15 protein-coding genes and 1 tRNA gene are annotated in these 14438 nt (G+C 46.0%); 9 read left to right on the forward strand and 7 right to left on the reverse strand.

Going from position 1 to position 14438, the window contains the following annotated elements; all coding sequences use genetic code 11:
* Nucleotides 1-15: 15 nt before the first annotated feature.
* Nucleotides 16-615 (reverse strand): MarR family winged helix-turn-helix transcriptional regulator, encoded by a 600-nt coding sequence (locus ACYVFD_RS24530; RefSeq protein WP_461093148.1) that lies wholly within the window; start codon nt 613-615, stop codon nt 16-18.
* A 98-nt stretch (nt 616-713) separates the two neighbouring features.
* Here ACYVFD_RS24530 and ACYVFD_RS24535 point away from each other — a divergent pair, with 98 nt between their 5' ends.
* Together ACYVFD_RS24535 and ACYVFD_RS24540 are read left to right on the forward strand one after the other, a co-directional pair.
* The gene (locus ACYVFD_RS24535; RefSeq protein WP_461093149.1) at nt 714-1082 is read left to right on the forward strand and encodes a VOC family protein; all 369 of its coding nucleotides are present in this window, start codon (nt 714-716) and stop codon (nt 1080-1082) included.
* A 208-nt stretch (nt 1083-1290) separates the two neighbouring features.
* Complete coding sequence (locus ACYVFD_RS24540) at nt 1291-1560, forward strand: hypothetical protein (RefSeq protein WP_461093150.1); 270 nt, start codon at nt 1291-1293, stop codon at nt 1558-1560.
* A 392-nt stretch (nt 1561-1952) separates the two neighbouring features.
* Here ACYVFD_RS24540 and ACYVFD_RS24545 read toward each other — a convergent pair whose 3' ends face one another.
* The 4 genes from ACYVFD_RS24545 to ACYVFD_RS24560 all read right to left on the reverse strand — a co-directional run bounded on the left by ACYVFD_RS24545 (nt 1953) and on the right by ACYVFD_RS24560 (nt 4552).
* Nucleotides 1953-3545, reverse strand: coding sequence for an ATP-dependent nuclease (locus ACYVFD_RS24545; RefSeq protein ID WP_461093151.1), 1593 nt, complete (start codon nt 3543-3545; stop codon nt 1953-1955).
* A gap of 285 nt (nt 3546-3830) precedes the next feature.
* Nucleotides 3831-4184: a DUF5615 family PIN-like protein gene (locus tag ACYVFD_RS24550; RefSeq protein ID WP_461093152.1), complete on the reverse strand. Its 354-nt coding sequence runs from the start codon at nt 4182-4184 to the stop codon at nt 3831-3833.
* Nucleotides 4181-4414 carry a DUF433 domain-containing protein gene (locus tag ACYVFD_RS24555; RefSeq protein WP_461093153.1) on the reverse strand — a complete coding sequence of 78 codons (234 nt, stop codon included), beginning with the start codon at nt 4412-4414 and terminating at the stop codon, nt 4181-4183. The genes ACYVFD_RS24550 and ACYVFD_RS24555 overlap by 4 nt, the downstream gene beginning before the upstream one ends.
* A 53-nt stretch (nt 4415-4467) precedes the next feature.
* Nucleotides 4468-4552, reverse strand: a tRNA-Ser gene (locus ACYVFD_RS24560).
* A gap of 175 nt (nt 4553-4727) precedes the next feature.
* On the opposite strand from ACYVFD_RS24560, the gene purL reads away from it, so the two are divergent.
* From purL to ACYVFD_RS24595, 7 genes are all read left to right on the forward strand, one after another.
* Nucleotides 4728-6971: a phosphoribosylformylglycinamidine synthase subunit PurL gene (gene purL / locus ACYVFD_RS24565; RefSeq protein ID WP_461093154.1), complete on the forward strand. Its 2244-nt coding sequence runs from the start codon at nt 4728-4730 to the stop codon at nt 6969-6971.
* Between the two features lie 20 nt (nt 6972-6991).
* Nucleotides 6992-7603 (forward strand): Uma2 family endonuclease, encoded by a 612-nt coding sequence (locus ACYVFD_RS24570; protein ID WP_461093155.1) that lies wholly within the window; start codon nt 6992-6994, stop codon nt 7601-7603.
* Between the two features lie 70 nt (nt 7604-7673).
* A complete protein-coding gene (locus tag ACYVFD_RS24575; RefSeq protein WP_461093156.1) occupies nt 7674-8474 on the forward strand; it encodes an inositol monophosphatase family protein in 801 nt (266 codons plus the stop codon).
* Nucleotides 8475-8707: 233 nt separating this feature from the next.
* A complete protein-coding gene (locus ACYVFD_RS24580; RefSeq protein WP_461093157.1) occupies nt 8708-9244 on the forward strand; it encodes a YfiT family bacillithiol transferase in 537 nt (178 codons plus the stop codon).
* 96 nt (nt 9245-9340) lie between these two features.
* Nucleotides 9341-9499 (forward strand): FeoB-associated Cys-rich membrane protein, encoded by a 159-nt coding sequence (locus ACYVFD_RS24585; RefSeq protein WP_461093158.1) that lies wholly within the window; start codon nt 9341-9343, stop codon nt 9497-9499.
* Nucleotides 9500-9551: 52 nt separating this feature from the next.
* On the forward strand, nt 9552-10946 hold the full coding sequence (locus ACYVFD_RS24590) for a DUF4403 family protein (protein ID WP_461093159.1): 1395 nt from the start codon (nt 9552-9554) through the stop codon (nt 10944-10946).
* Between the two features lie 148 nt (nt 10947-11094).
* Nucleotides 11095-11544 (forward strand): hypothetical protein, encoded by a 450-nt coding sequence (locus ACYVFD_RS24595; protein ID WP_461093160.1) that lies wholly within the window; start codon nt 11095-11097, stop codon nt 11542-11544.
* 65 nt (nt 11545-11609) lie between these two features.
* Here ACYVFD_RS24595 and ACYVFD_RS24600 read toward each other — a convergent pair whose 3' ends face one another.
* Both ACYVFD_RS24600 and uidA read right to left on the reverse strand, forming a co-directional pair.
* A complete protein-coding gene (locus ACYVFD_RS24600; RefSeq protein WP_461093161.1) occupies nt 11610-12335 on the reverse strand; it encodes an NUDIX hydrolase in 726 nt (241 codons plus the stop codon).
* A 127-nt stretch (nt 12336-12462) separates the two neighbouring features.
* A complete protein-coding gene (gene uidA, locus ACYVFD_RS24605) occupies nt 12463-14328 on the reverse strand; it encodes a beta-glucuronidase (RefSeq protein ID WP_461093162.1) in 1866 nt (621 codons plus the stop codon).
* Between the last annotated feature and the right edge of the window lie 110 nt (nt 14329-14438).

A 14438-nucleotide genomic window follows, 5' to 3' on the forward strand; every position in this document is an offset into this window, starting at 1 on the left:
GAGATAGCCACATTCTTATTTTAGTTTAGCTTCCATCCATTGCTGAGCCAGGGTAGCCTCAACGGGTTGCAACACTTGAATAACTAAATCTAATTGTTCTTCAGTCAGTTCGTCAAAGCACTGCTGGTTTACCTGGTTCAATTTCTGGTAACAGGCCGCTAATTGCGTTTGTCCTTTAGTTGTGATGTTTAACCGTTTAGTCCGCTTGTCAAGCGCATCGCCCTGTTCCAGGATCAGGCCCGATTTTTTAAGCCGGTCAAGAATCAGTAAGCCCGACGACAACTCGTTGAAGTGAGCCGAAATAACATCGGTCTTCTTTGGATTGGCCATATAAGCTATTGAACTCAGATACAGAAACTCATCGAAGCTGTTAAGGCCAGCATCTTTAAAAGCGGCCAGGGCCTGAAGCGTGTGCAACTTAGAAACCCGACCCATTAATTTGATCAATAAACTAGCCTTATCTGGGGGAGCAGGAGATTGCCAAAAAGTAGCTAAACTGGCCTTGGACTGCAGACTCAGTAAGTACGCTTGACAAAACTGGGCTAAATCAGCCTTGGGGTTTTCTTGCTCATAGATGGCCCACAAATTGAGCAATTCAACAGCCTTGTTCATCATATCATTTTTGATGTAAAATTAAAAATAAACATCATGTGTGATCTATATAATCATTTATGATATACATTTGCTAAGAAAACATCATAAATGATATAAATATGAATTCATTACAAGTAAACGGATTGACTGGAATCATCATGTCCTCTGCCCAACCGGAGCGGCTGGCCACCTTTTATCGCGATGTTCTGGGTATTCCTCTAGCGTTAAATCGGCATGGCAATACACCTGAACATTGGGAATGTGACTACAAGGGGATTCATTATGCGGTGCTCAAACAAAAGGTGCGTGCGCAAGCGAACGTCAATACGGTCCTATCCTTTGCGGTGGATGATATAGACGAATTTGTTAATACTCACGGGATTCAATTGCTTCATCCCATCATGGACTTAGGGGAGGGAGCTTATATAGCTAGCTTCAACGATCCTGACGGCAATATCCTGCGGTTTTGGATGAATAAGCAACGATAAGATGGGAAATGACTGGAAGGTTGACGAATTATCATCCTTGTTGTGGTAGAAAGTCAATCCTTTGAGAACCTAAGTTTGTATCATAACATCAAACAGGGTATGGGCAGCGGGTACGATTAAAGGAGTACTACCCTAGCAAAAATTTAATATACCAGATTGTTATCCTCTGAATAGCTTTGCGCTTTCCCTTACTTCTAATTCGTCAGCTATGAAAACTATTCATTTTTCAATCGACTTACGTTCGTTTTTTCTGGGTGCGCTGACCCTAACCGGCATCCTGTTACTGGCTAATTTCACCCCGTCGGGCCAACCAGAACCGGGCATTCTCGATACGCGCCGGTTTCAAGCCGTGGCCAGCGAACGGGAAAGTATTATTCTGGATACCAAGACAGGCCAATTCGTGGTATTACCTAGCTACATAGGGCAACCCCGCCGGTTTAAGTACGATTTCAATGACATTGAGCCAAAAGGCAAATAGTGCTTTAATCGTAACGAGTTCACAAGCCACAGCCATCTGTGGCTTTTTTGTTGTTTTAGAGCGAAGCTAGGAAAACGCCTGATAGAGCCAATAAACTGGGTAACCAGAATCAATCGCACTACATGAATACAGAAGAAAAACCCAAACCAGTGCGTAATTTCAAATACATCCGTGCAGAACGTCGGCGCGATCGAGTCTACTATCAAAAGGTGTATTTACAATGTAACACAAAGTATGAAAGCATTCGAATGGATTCGGCTTTCTGCTGTTATCGATGTGCGAAAGCTGCTAGGAGAAAAAGAAGAATCACACTTTGACAGAAATTTAACTACAGGTTTATGAGCACTGATAGCACTTTCTATAGGGCTTTTTTTATGATAAAGTGTATGTTATTATTTAAGTGTTGCTTCAATCTGCCTGAGAATTTCAATAATTTCCACTGCTGATTTTTCAAAAGCTGATTTTGCGGCTGTCGGATCAGTTTTGTGCCAGGCTCTTACATCCTCCAAAAGCTGCTTTTTAGCTTCAATTTTTAAAGTTCGCTTCTTTTCGTTGTTCAATGATGTTGCATCTAAATTGATAATTTCATTGATCTTTTCTGAGAAGTATTCGGGATAATATTCTTCAAAGTTATGTTTGCTGAGTTGTCTGAATTGTTTATTTGCCTCCCAGTCTGGAAAATAACTTTTTAATTTTTCTATTTCTTTCCTTTCACTCTCTCCGGCATCAATTATTACCCATGCTCTATTTTTATAGAGTGAATCTAAATGTGAATAAATAAAAAGATTGCTAAAATTTTTGAACTTTTCGCTGATTCCATCAAATCCTCTTGTTGAAAAAGTTTTAATTTTATTTTGAAGATCTTTCGCAAAATTTGGTATCAGAATCTCATTTATTATAGTTTCTGCTGATGCCTCTTCTAAGAATAACCATCCTTTCCAAAGAGCATAATCAAAAACATCGTAACCCAAATCTTCAAGAACTTTTAATCTCTCTTTAGGGTCATCAGATACTTCTTTGATAATCGAGCGGGGTATTTTTATAGGCTGGGAAAAGTTATTGTTAGGAATGCTTTGAAAGATTTTTGTTTGATGATTAGCACCTAAATACCGAACAACAACATTTGAATGCGTTGAAATAAAAAATTGATTAGTATCACTTTTCTCTTCAACGAGCTTTAAAAGAGCTTTTAATGCTTTCGGGTGAATATCGTTTTCTGGCTCTTCGATTAAAAATATTTTATCTTCTGCAATACATAAGTCAGTAATTAAGCCTAATATATGCGGAACACCATCCCCCATGGAGGTTAGTGGGATGCTTCTATCATCATCTACAGAATAGGCCGCATATTTACCTTCTTCGTCTTGTTCTGTACCAATGTAAAGGCCCAGTATATTTTCGCAAGCTTCACGATATAGAATAGATTTATTTTTATTTGAAGATGTTAATGAATCAATTTTGGCAAAAAGGTTTGTTAAATTACCATCTACTTTTTCCCTCTCTGTCCGAAGGATTGATTTGCTATAATTAATTACTTTTCGGCTTGAAAAATAAGGGTAAATTAAATTTCTATTGGCTAGTCTTACATAAGGATCAAAATTTACCTCTAACCTATTGGAAGGATTTGCTTTGTCAAACATGTTAATACTACGCCTTATTTCATCTCTACCTTGAGAATGTAAAATCTTGAAAATCACTTTAACATCTTCAATATTTTCAGTTGTATAAGGATTGTTTGGGAAATTGTTGAAGAAATAATAATTTTTATTTGTTTCTAATTTTATAGTTATGATGCTGTAAGGGGAGTCAATTGTTCTATCTTGGCTTGAAAAGCTATACCCTTGTAAATGATATATTGATTTTAATATTGTGGACTTCCCTGAATTATTATGCCCCACAATTAAATTAATACCTTTTGAAGCTTCTATGGAATGTGCTCCTCCAAAACACCTTATATTCTCTATTGTCAGCTGACTTATATACATAAAATATAATTAAAAACTAATTAGGTATAAAGGCTATTTTTTTTCTGGCATAACGAGAATTTACTGTGTTGATTAGAGAATGAAACTCATGTGTCCTATCTTAAACTGTAAAGTCGGTTACAAATTCGGATACAAATGAAAAGAAAAAAATCACTCAAATCGTTGATTGTGAGTGATTTTTTTCTTTTGTTGAGCAGAGAGAGGGATTCGAACCCGGACCTGTTACAGTCTTCGGTTTCAAGACCGACGCATTCGGCCGCTCTGACATGTCTTATGAAGGTAATTCTAAAACAGGGTGATTAGAAAATGCTGGTTCATTTCTACCACAGAGCTTCGTTCTAAAATTGCTACTAAATGGGTGATATTTTTCGCGAATAAAGAAACTAGCTCTTTGTTGCTCAAGTTACCAACTGTCAGATAAACAAGTTTGTAAGGTTCTTGCTTGCTCGTATAACTGTCATAGAAATCAGCGTCCTTGGAAATGACAACACGCTGTTCATTCATTGATAGGAGCCGGATTTCACTGTCTCTTGTCGCATTCCGGCTCGGTAATTCTAGAGTATGAATTGTATCAAACCCATGCTCACGCATGAAAATAGCCAGCGATTTTGGCAATTGGGCATCTATTAAAAACTTCACGCTACTAACCGACTAATGTGCTTGACCTTAGTCAGTTGAGCAGCAAAAAGCAGGCAAGCCAATAAATCCTGTTGATCTAAGTCCTCGTAATCGGCCAGAATTTCCTGATGAGTCATACCTGATGCCATGAGTTCCAGCATGGTTTCGACCGGATATCGCAACCCACGAATAACGGGTTTGCCATGGCAAATATCCGGATCAGTTGTGATTCGATTCAGTAGATTTTCCATAATCAAAAAAAGCACTCAAATCATTGATTGTGAGTGCTTTCGTTTTTGTTGAGCAGAGAGAGAGGGATTCGAACCCCCGGACCTGTTACAGTCTTCGGTTTTCAAGACCGACGCAATCGACCACTCTGCCATCTCTCTTTCTGGGTGCAAATATACAAGCCTTTTGAGATTTGTCAACCCATACCGGGGCAATTTTGGGCAAAAAGCCTAATTTTGGGCCAGATTTAAAGAGTGAAAGAGCGAAAGAGTGAATGAGCGGAACGTAACCGCCTTCTTAAAACCGCTCTTTCGCTCTTTCACTCTTTCGCTCTTTATGGATACCCTCGAAACGCTCCCTACTGTTGAGACCGCCCGGAAATTGGGCCTGTTACCGGATGAATTTGATCGCATTGCCCAGATTCTGGGTCGCAGACCCAATTTTACCGAACTGAGTATCTTCTCGGTGATGTGGTCGGAACACTGTTCTTACAAGAATTCCATCGTCTGGCTTAAAACCCTGCCGCGCGATTCGGACCGGATGCTGGCCAAAGCCGGTGAGGAAAATGCCGGTCTGGTCGATATTGGCGATGGGCTGGCCTGTTCCTTTAAGATTGAATCGCACAATCATCCGTCGGCACTGGAACCCTACCAGGGCGCAGCTACGGGCGTAGGTGGTATCAACCGGGATATTTTTACGATGGGTGCCCGGCCTATTGCCCAGCTTAACTCACTCCGCTTTGGCGATCTGAGCCTGCCTAAAACCCGGCGCTTGCTGCGGGGCGTAGTCAAAGGCATCGGTGATTATGGCAATGCGTTCGGTATTCCAACCGTGGGTGGGGAAATTTATTTCGATGAGTGCTACAACACCAATCCACTGGTCAACGCGTTTTCGGCGGGTATTGTCGAAGTCGGAAAGGTGGCCAAGGCAACCAGCTATGGCGTTGGTAATCCGGTATTTATTGTGGGTTCGGCTACGGGTAAAGACGGTATCCACGGTGCTACCTTTGCGTCGGAGGATATTACGGCCGCATCGACCGATAAACTGCCGGCTGTGCAGGTAGGGGACCCATTCATGGAAAAACTCCTGCTCGAAGCTACCCTCGAAATCATCGCTACCGGCTACGTAATCGGGATTCAGGACATGGGCGCGGCTGGTATTATCTGTTCTACGTCGGAGATGAGTGCCAAAGGCGAACACGGTATGATCATCGACCTCGATAAAGTGCCTACCCGCCAGGCCAACATGGCTCCGTTCGAAATTCTGCTGTCGGAGTCGCAGGAGCGGATGCTGGTGGTTATTGAGAAAGGCAAAGAGTCTGTCATTCAGGCTATTTTCGATAAGTGGGATTTGAACTGCGCCCAGATTGGCGAAGTAACGGATACCCAACGGCTGCATTTCTACCGTTATGGCGAACTCGTAGCCGATGTACCAGCCTATGATCTGGTGCTGGGGGGAGGTGCCCCGCAATACCATCGCGAGTATAAAGAACCAGCTTATATTAAGGAATATGCCAAATTTGACCCGTCGGACATAGACGATGTTGACCCATCGGACATCAAAGAAGTTGCCAAACACCTGCTGTCGCACCCGAACATCTGCTCGCGTAAGTGGGTATATGAGCAATACGACTCGATGGTCGGTACGGCCAACCGCAGCACTAATGCACCGTCTGATGCCGCCGTCGTTCGCGTAAAAGGACCGGGATTGCCCGAAACCGATAAATCCATCGTGATCACGGTCGATTGTAATAGCCGGTATGTAAACGCCAACCCGCGTCAGGGAGCCATGATTGCTGTGGCCGAAGCCTGTCGGAACATTGTTTGTACGGGTGGTGAGCCGCTGGCCGTGACCAATAACCTTAATTTCGGTAATCCCTACGTGCCGGAAGTGTACTGGCATTTTGTCGAAGCTGTACAGGGCATGGGCGAAGCCTGCCGTCGGTTCAGTACGCCGGTAACGGGTGGTAACGTGAGCTTCTATAACCAAAGCTCCGACGATGGGCCTGTTTTCCCAACGCCTACTATTGGTATGCTTGGACTTATGGAGAACCCAGCACATCAAACAACGCTGAATTTCAAAGCTACGGGTGATCTGATCTACCTGGTCGGCCCTTCGACCAACGATATTGCTTCGTCGGAATACCTGTATTCGTACCGGGGCATCAAAGCGTCGCCCGCACCCGATTTCGATTTTGAAACCGAATGGCGTGTTCAGGAAGGCATCAAAACGATGATTCGCAACGGCTGGCTTCAGTCGGCACACGATGTGTCGGACGGCGGACTGTTCATTACGCTGGCCGAGTCGGCGATGGCTGGTCATAAAGGGTTCGCCATCGAAACTGATACCCGGCACCGCACTGATGCATTCCTGTTTGGCGAGAGCCAGAGCCGGGTGGTCATTTCGGTTTCACCCGATCAGCAGCAGCACGTTGTTGGCTACCTGGAAGACAGCATCCTGCCGTTCCGATTCCTTGGTACCGTTACCGACAGTGAGTTAAGCATCGACGAAGCAACGATCATGACGGTTTTCGATGCGAAAGGGCTATATGACAATGCATTAGGCGAAATTATGAAGTAAGTAAAGTAAACGATTCAGGTATGATTGCTGATCTGTCCAAATCGTCGCATCGGTATACTGTAGATGAGTACCTCGCTCTGGAAGAGAAGAGCGAGGTACGTCATGAATTTTATAATGGTGCGATTTACGCCATGACAGGTGGGACGGTTAATTATAACTTGTTAATTGACAACGTCAAAGACTTGTTGAAAAGCCAGGTAAAGGGCAATGGATGTAGGGTATTTACTGAAGATACGAAAGTAGATGTCCGCGCTGGAGGCCATATGCCGTATCCTGACGTGGTAGTCACCTGTCATCCGTTTGATCTTCGGGGTAATAATCTGGTTATTCGCCAACCCCGACTATTGGTTGAAGTGTTATCGAAATCGACCGCGCACCGGGATAGGGGAGATAAATGGCGAGACTACCGCAAAATGCCTTCGCTTTGGTATTATATGCTGGTCGATCAGTATTCAACAACAGTTGAGTTATTCAGCCGTATTGAGGAAACAGCCGATTGGATCAATACGCTTTATGAACATCCAGATGAACTGATCGTTTTGTCGCGACTGAATGCCGAATTGCGAGTCAGGGATATTTACGATGGTATAGAGATTGTTCCTGAAGCCGACGAACTAACCACTGACGAGTAATAGGTGCAGAGCGGGTGGTAACCCGCTTTTTTTACTGTATAAACGCGGGTTACCACCCGCATTACGGATAATGACTCAGGATTTAGCAGCGTTAACTCGCGAAATTTGCCGGATTGCCACCGAAGCTGGCGCGTTTCTGATTCAGGAGCGACAAAAGTTTCAGCGGGAATCCATTGAATACAAAGGCTTGAATAACCTGGTTTCGTATGTCGATAAAGAAACCGAAAAACAACTGGTCGATAAGCTGAGCCGACTACTGCCCGAAGCCGGATTCATCACCGAAGAAGGAACAACGGGTCAGGCAGCCGACCAAAGTGCCCTCAACTGGATCATCGACCCGCTGGATGGTACCGCGAATTTCATTCATGGGCTACCCGTTTTTTCGGTTAGTATCGGCCTGGCGCAGGGAAAAACGCCCATTGCCGGAGTCGTCTACGACCCAAACCGCGACGAGTGTTTTTCGGCCTGGCAGGGGGGAGGAGCGTATTGCAACGAGTCCAAAATTTCGGTGTCACCGGCCACAACGTTGGGCGAGAGCCTGATCGCTACCGGTTTTCCGTACTTTCGATTCGATCAGATGCAACGGTATCTGCATATTCTGGAATCGCTCATGCAACGCACGCACGGGTTGCGTCGGATGGGTTCGGCCGCTATCGACCTGGCGTATGTAGCCTGTGGGCGATTCGAAGCCTTTTACGAATACAATCTGAATTCGTGGGATATGGCCGCCGGAGTATTGCTGGTTCAAGAAGCCGGTGGTGTCGTTACGAACTTTAGCGGGGGCGATGATTTTCTGTTTGAAGGCGATGTTGTAGCCGCTTGTGGTGTCCATCCCGAACTGATTCAGGCTATTCAGGCGTATTGGGTATAATGTTGCAGGGTTAATTTTTGTTTCAAGTTTCAGGCTTCGAGTTAGCTGACTATTAGCAGACGGTGCAAAAGCAACTCTGAATCAGCCAACCTGAAACCTCATACTTGAAACAAAAATTAAACTTTCACCGGACTAGTCAGGTTTTGCAAATCGGATGAGGGAAACCATCCTAATACCGTGATATTTGCGCTGACACGCTAATGAAATTTGGCCGGATGGCCTGCCAAAATCCTATGCAAGACCTCGATACACTCCGTTACCCCATTGGCGATTTCGTTTACGGAAAAACGTATTCCGCCGACGATACCCAACAGCAACTGGCTGCCATTGATGAACTGCCGATTAAGCTAACCGAACTCGTTGGCAAGTGGGGCGATGATCGACTCGATACCCCTTACCGACCCGATGGCTGGACAATTCGCCAACTGGTACACCACATCGCCGATAGTCACATCAATGCCTACGTTCGGACGAAACTGGCTCTGACCGAGTCGAATCCGACCATTTCCCCCTACGAAGAAGGTGAGTGGGCTAAACTACCCGACTCTAAACTGGATATTGCTCCCTCGCTGGTTATCCTTCGTAATCTGCATCAGCGTTGGGTTACCATCTTAGCCTCGCTCTCCGATGCCGATCTGCAACGGACCTATTTTCATCCGGGTAGTAAGCGGGAAGTTACTATGCGGGAGGTGATCGCGAATTATGCCTGGCATGGCGAACACCATTACCAACATGCGTATAGGCTCGCCCAACGGAACGGATGGGCGTGAAAAAATGTATAATGAGTAATGTATACTGAACAATGGTCTTGGTAGGTGCAACTATTGTTCAGTATACATTTTACATTGTTCATTACTCATTGATATATGCAGGAACTGATTATTTTTCTGGTTTTTGCCGTTGCGCTGGCCTATCTGGGTCGACGTGCTTATCGTAGTTTTTTTGCTTCCAAACAGGCTGGATGCGGCAAAGGATGCGGATGTGCCGTTGAACCAAAAACGGGCATTCAGTTAACCGAAAAGTGAATATAGCCCAACGGGCTTAACAATTTGGTCATCCGATGGTTTTGTTGATGCTATGAACGCTCAGCGAATCATCGGTTTTTTTGTACTCCTCATTTTTATAGCGGGTTTGCAGGGTTGTAAACGCGTCCGCCCGGATGCGCCTGCTGCCGAAGAGTTTGAGCCCGCCATTGAAGATCCCGTGTCGTATATGGCCGGGAGCCTGACATTTAATATTCGTGATTTAGAAGCGAAGGTAAACAAAGCCCTTTCTACCACACTGGTTACCGAAGAAACCTTCCAGGGGCGAAAAGGTGAAGCCTGGCATTTGCGGGTGGAGCGGACAGGGCCCGTTCAGATCAAGTATCAGAATCGACGGGTATATTTCTCGGCCCCCTTGCAAGTATGGTACAGTAATCCAATTGGTTTACGGAAAAGCGCCAACCGGAAAAGCCGTCGATTGTGTGCGCTGGCGGTTAATTTCACCAGCCCGGTTGGGGTAGGGCCTAACTGGCATTTGCTCACCAATTCCCGATTTGAAGAATATCACTGGACCCAAAAGCCAACCGTCCGGCTGTTGGGGATAAAAGTGAGCGTGCAGAAAATTGCAGAAAGTATTCTGGATAAGCGAAAAGCCGATATTGAGCAGGCCATTGATCGGGCCGTTCACAGAAGTATCCGGCTCGACAAGCAGGTGAGTAAAGTCTGGCGCGATATGCAGAAACCGTTGCGGGTAGCCAAAAAGCCCGAAAATATCTGGTTGATTCCCCGGCCGTTTAGTATTGCTGTCGCTCCGGTATTTGGCAATGCCACACAGATTACCGTGCCCATTCAAATAGCGTTCCGAGTCGATACACGACTAGGCCCACGACCGACGATGGATTCGCTGGAACATTTGCCCCGGCTTTTACGACGGAATGTGCTGCCCAAATCGGCGCGACTGGAGGTGCTGGCTATGATTCCGTATACTGACATCAATCAGGTGTTAACGCGGACACTCGATAAGGAAAAACTGAGTCTGGTAGGCGGGAATGTAAAAATTAAAAATGCGACACTCTACGGCAGTGGACGTAAACTGATTCTAAAGACAGACGTTGGCGGGGCTGTTCACGGAACCTTGTATTTTCATGGTACGCCTGTCTATGATACGCTGACCAATACCTTACGCATGCGGGACGTTGATTTTGACGTCGATACAAAAGAGCAGCTGTTTGCTACGGCCGACTGGTTGCTGCACGATAATCTCCGGGATACCATTCAATCCGCTATGGTTGTTCCACTGCGTCATCCTATCTCAACCATTCCCGAGAAAATCGAAACCGCTTTTGCCCATGCTAAAGTCGGTCAAAAAACGGATCTGGATATTGACACGTTCCGGCTCATTCCCCAACGAATCGTCGTTCGGCCCGAAGGCGTTCAGGTACTGATCAAGGTGAAATCCAGAGTAGCTGTAAAAGTGAAGAAGTTGTAAGAAAACAACTGTTATATGAACACCCTTACAACCGTTCAGCGTTCAAAGGACTCTACGTAGAGGAAAGGGACCAGTTACTCATGCAGCGATAGGTGCTGATATGGCGCACTGGTTCATAGGTTCCAAAGGTGAACTAATCGGTTGAACGATGAAGGCTAGTATAGTAGGCATTTGGCTCTTGGTGGCGTTGGGAATCGTAGGTTGTACAAAAACAACTGAAGTCGGGCCTATTCTCGATCCGAAAGACGATCCCTTAAAAGAATATACGGTTGATGTGCAGGAAGCAAAAGCCTGGTTGCCCGGTACGTGGAAGCTCATCAAGGTATATGCCATGATTTCCAATCCAGCCGTGCCTAACGTAAAACTGATAATCAATGAGAGTCAGATTCGAGTTTTGGAAGACGGCAATCAAATTGATAAGGTTGATTTTGAGTTAGTTAAGGGTGGTAGCAGTCTGGGAATTAACACCAATGCTCAACCCAGAGAAGACAATTGGTATGTTCGTAATCCTGGCTTATATATGAATCAGAAGCGAATGTATTTAGATTTGGGTAGGGCGATGGATGGACCTGCTTACGAATTCTATAAAGTGAATTAGTGATAAGTAATTTAGTGGTTTTGTCTGTAAACCTGGCTGCTTTAAGGGAAGGTCCTGTTGATGACTTATTTCAGAAACCGGTATAAGTAAGGCGCTTTGTTGGCGGCACCGGTAAACTTCTTCTCCAGCCGTTCCAATACATTCATATCCAGTATTTTCTTCTGAAAATTATTGCGGGCAAAGGGTTTGTCGTAAATAGCTTCGTAGAGTTCCTGCACTTCCTTCATTGTAAAGGTCTCGGGCAGCAGGTTAAAGGCAATCAGTTTTTGGTCTAGATTAAGCCGAAGCGTTTCAAGCGCCTGCCCCACCATGTCATGATGGTCCATAATCATCGTGGGCAATTTCTTGATTGGATACCAGTCGATGGATTCATCAAGATCAATTTTTCGGGCTATCACTTTGTTAATATCGACCAGGGCATAATAGCCAATGGATACGAAGCGCCGGGTGAACCAGTCGAACTCTTTCCGGTTAAATCCCTGCCCCCCCAGCTTGTCCTCATTGAGCTGAATCAACCGTTCCAGAAACGGAAGATTGGTTCGTGGGGCATCGCCAAACACCCTGAACTGTTCCAGGTAGATATCTTTAATACCTGTCCGATCTTCCAGAATCCGGCGGGCCGCCTGATCGATTCCTTCATGCTGATATATAAATCCGCTTGGCAATGCCCAGAAATCACCCCTGAAATTAAGCTTAGGCACTAAAACATGAATCTGTTTATTCTGATAACCAAAGATGACACAGTCAATGGAAAGCTGTTGTATGTAGTCTTGTTCGCTGGGTGAATGCATGGTGTGTTGGTGGGTTGGTTAAGCAAAAGTAATAGGGTTTACGGTATTCGGTTTACGTGGTTCGGTTTACGGTTGGCTAACGCGCCGGTAATTCCTGCGTTAGCCAACCGCAAATCCTAAACCAACGCTACTTCTTCGCCCAGCGCGACCGCAGGTAATGGGCCGCTGCTTTGGGCTTCCGGTCACGGGTAAACACGCCTTTGTAATTCATGCCGCCAAACCGAATGATACCCTGTCCGGTTTTGAAATCCGAAAAGGCCCATACCTGCATCCCGGTTATGTAATCGCGCGACTGGGCGAAATCAAGGTATAGCTTCAGGTAATTGGTCTGAAACTCTTCAGTATACATTTCGGGTTCGTCGGCATGCATACCCGGATATGTATCGGCTCCGAACTCGGTAAAAATGATCGGTTTATTGAAGCGCTTATGAATGGCGTCGGACTCCATCGCCAGCAGTTTGGCCGCTCCGGCCAGATCGCCCGCGTGGGTATACCAGCCATAGTACCGATTGATACAGATAACATCCGCCAGACCAATCCACTCCATTGGACCACCCATCACCCCCACCAGCGTAGCCAGTCGAGTCTGATCTTTTTGTTTGACCGTCGCAAACAGCTCTTTGAACAGGACAATGCTCTGGGGCGTAGCCTCGCGTCCGGCGGGTCCGCCCGTCACGCTCACATCGCGCGGAAACGGCTCGTTGGCTACACACCACATAATGACCGACGGATGGTTCTTATCGCGGGTAATCAACTCATTGATATACTGTTTGCACATAGCCTGCCGCTGGGCCAGTTCGGTTGTATCGCCGTGAAAATACAGGCCCACAGCCGGAATTTCATCAATCACCAGAAATCCTTCCCGGTCGGCCATGCGCATGTACTCTTCATCGTATGGATAATGTGACGTACGAAAGGAATTGGCACCCACCCATTTCATCAGCGAAAAATCCTTGACGATGACCGGATTGGCAACGCCCCGGCCAAAGATGGGGAAGTCTTCGTGCTTGCCAAAGCCAGTCAGAAAGATCGGCTTACCGTTGAGCAGCAATTGTTTATCATTGGTGCTGATGGTTCGTACGCCCGTTTCCAGCGCATAGCGGTCCAGTGTTGTTTTGGCATCCCCAAGCTTTACTTCCACCTGGTATAAATAGGGATCATCGGGCGACCAAAGCCGTACGTCCGGAATCGAAATGGTCGCTGTCGCTGTATTGCCAGTCAGGGTAATGGGCGTTTCGAAACGCTTGCCATTGCCGGAGATTATCACCGATCCTTTCGGGGCTTTTCCTTCGGTTTCCACCTTTACTTCCACTCGCCCAGTGGTGTTTGCAAAATCGGTTTTCAGGGTAATGTCTCTGATCGAAGCCACGCTGGGTACCGAATACAGCCACACATCGCGGTGCAGACCGGCAAACGGAAAGAAATCGTAGTTCGACTTGGGGAAGTTCGTAAAGGGGCCACCCGTTACGTTACCCGCAGGTACCCGGCTCGGTTTAAGGAGGTTTTCCACCTGAATCGAAATGCGGTTTGAAGCGCCCCAAGTAATAAATGAGCCGATTTCGAAGGCAAATGGCAGATTGCCTCCCTCGTGCTGGCCAACGAGCTTTCCGTTGATCCAGAGTTTGGCCGCATAGGTTGCCGAGCCAATGCGGATAAAAATACGCTGCCCTTTCCAGGTGCTGGGCACATAGGTTTGCTTCTCGTACCAGGCCAGTCCCAGGTAATCACGACTATCGGTAAACTGTTCGTTCCAGCTACCCGGAACAGCAATGGAACGAGACCCGTTCAGGCCATTTTGCCAGCCTTCCTTTTCGCCGACACCGAGCGAGTCTTTTTTGAATTGCCACATACCCGACAGGTTCAATGTATTCCGAACGTCGTTCTGCTGCGGAAACAAAGCTATTCGCATCGGGTCAGGCGGAGCAGCTGACTGAGCCAGACAGGAAGTCAGGCTCGTAATAAACAGAAATGTAAACAAGTATTTCGCTTTCATGATCGTAGGATGGGCTGGAACTGCTTAAAAAAACATAGCACTGCAAATATATTGAGTTGGATAAAATTTATTGTCTAAATTTTAGACAATAATAATTTTTATTTTTTACA

The sequence above is a fragment of the Spirosoma gilvum genome (assembly GCF_054776815.1).

Bases quoted from the DNA above. Each gene is read 5' to 3' on its own strand.
- ACYVFD_RS24590 (WP_461093159.1), top strand. From the start codon at position 9,552: ATGAACGCTCAGCGAATCATCGGTTTTTTTGTACTCCTCATTTTTATA.
- ACYVFD_RS24540 (WP_461093150.1), top strand. From the start codon at position 1,291: ATGAAAACTATTCATTTTTCAATCGACTTACGTTCGTTTTTTCTGGGT.
- ACYVFD_RS24585 (WP_461093158.1), top strand. From the start codon at position 9,341: ATGCAGGAACTGATTATTTTTCTGGTTTTTGCCGTTGCGCTGGCCTAT.
- ACYVFD_RS24580 (WP_461093157.1), top strand. From the start codon at position 8,708: ATGCAAGACCTCGATACACTCCGTTACCCCATTGGCGATTTCGTTTAC.
- purL (WP_461093154.1), top strand. From the start codon at position 4,728: ATGGATACCCTCGAAACGCTCCCTACTGTTGAGACCGCCCGGAAATTG.
- ACYVFD_RS24535 (WP_461093149.1), top strand. From the start codon at position 714: ATGAATTCATTACAAGTAAACGGATTGACTGGAATCATCATGTCCTCT.
- uidA (WP_461093162.1), bottom strand. From the start codon at position 14,328: ATGAAAGCGAAATACTTGTTTACATTTCTGTTTATTACGAGCCTGACT.
- ACYVFD_RS24545 (WP_461093151.1), bottom strand. From the start codon at position 3,545: ATGTATATAAGTCAGCTGACAATAGAGAATATAAGGTGTTTTGGAGGA.
- ACYVFD_RS24575 (WP_461093156.1), top strand. From the start codon at position 7,674: ATGACTCAGGATTTAGCAGCGTTAACTCGCGAAATTTGCCGGATTGCC.
- ACYVFD_RS24600 (WP_461093161.1), bottom strand. From the start codon at position 12,335: ATGCATTCACCCAGCGAACAAGACTACATACAACAGCTTTCCATTGAC.
- ACYVFD_RS24555 (WP_461093153.1), bottom strand. From the start codon at position 4,414: ATGGAAAATCTACTGAATCGAATCACAACTGATCCGGATATTTGCCAT.
- ACYVFD_RS24595 (WP_461093160.1), top strand. From the start codon at position 11,095: ATGAAGGCTAGTATAGTAGGCATTTGGCTCTTGGTGGCGTTGGGAATC.
- ACYVFD_RS24570 (WP_461093155.1), top strand. From the start codon at position 6,992: ATGATTGCTGATCTGTCCAAATCGTCGCATCGGTATACTGTAGATGAG.
- ACYVFD_RS24530 (WP_461093148.1), bottom strand. From the start codon at position 615: ATGATGAACAAGGCTGTTGAATTGCTCAATTTGTGGGCCATCTATGAG.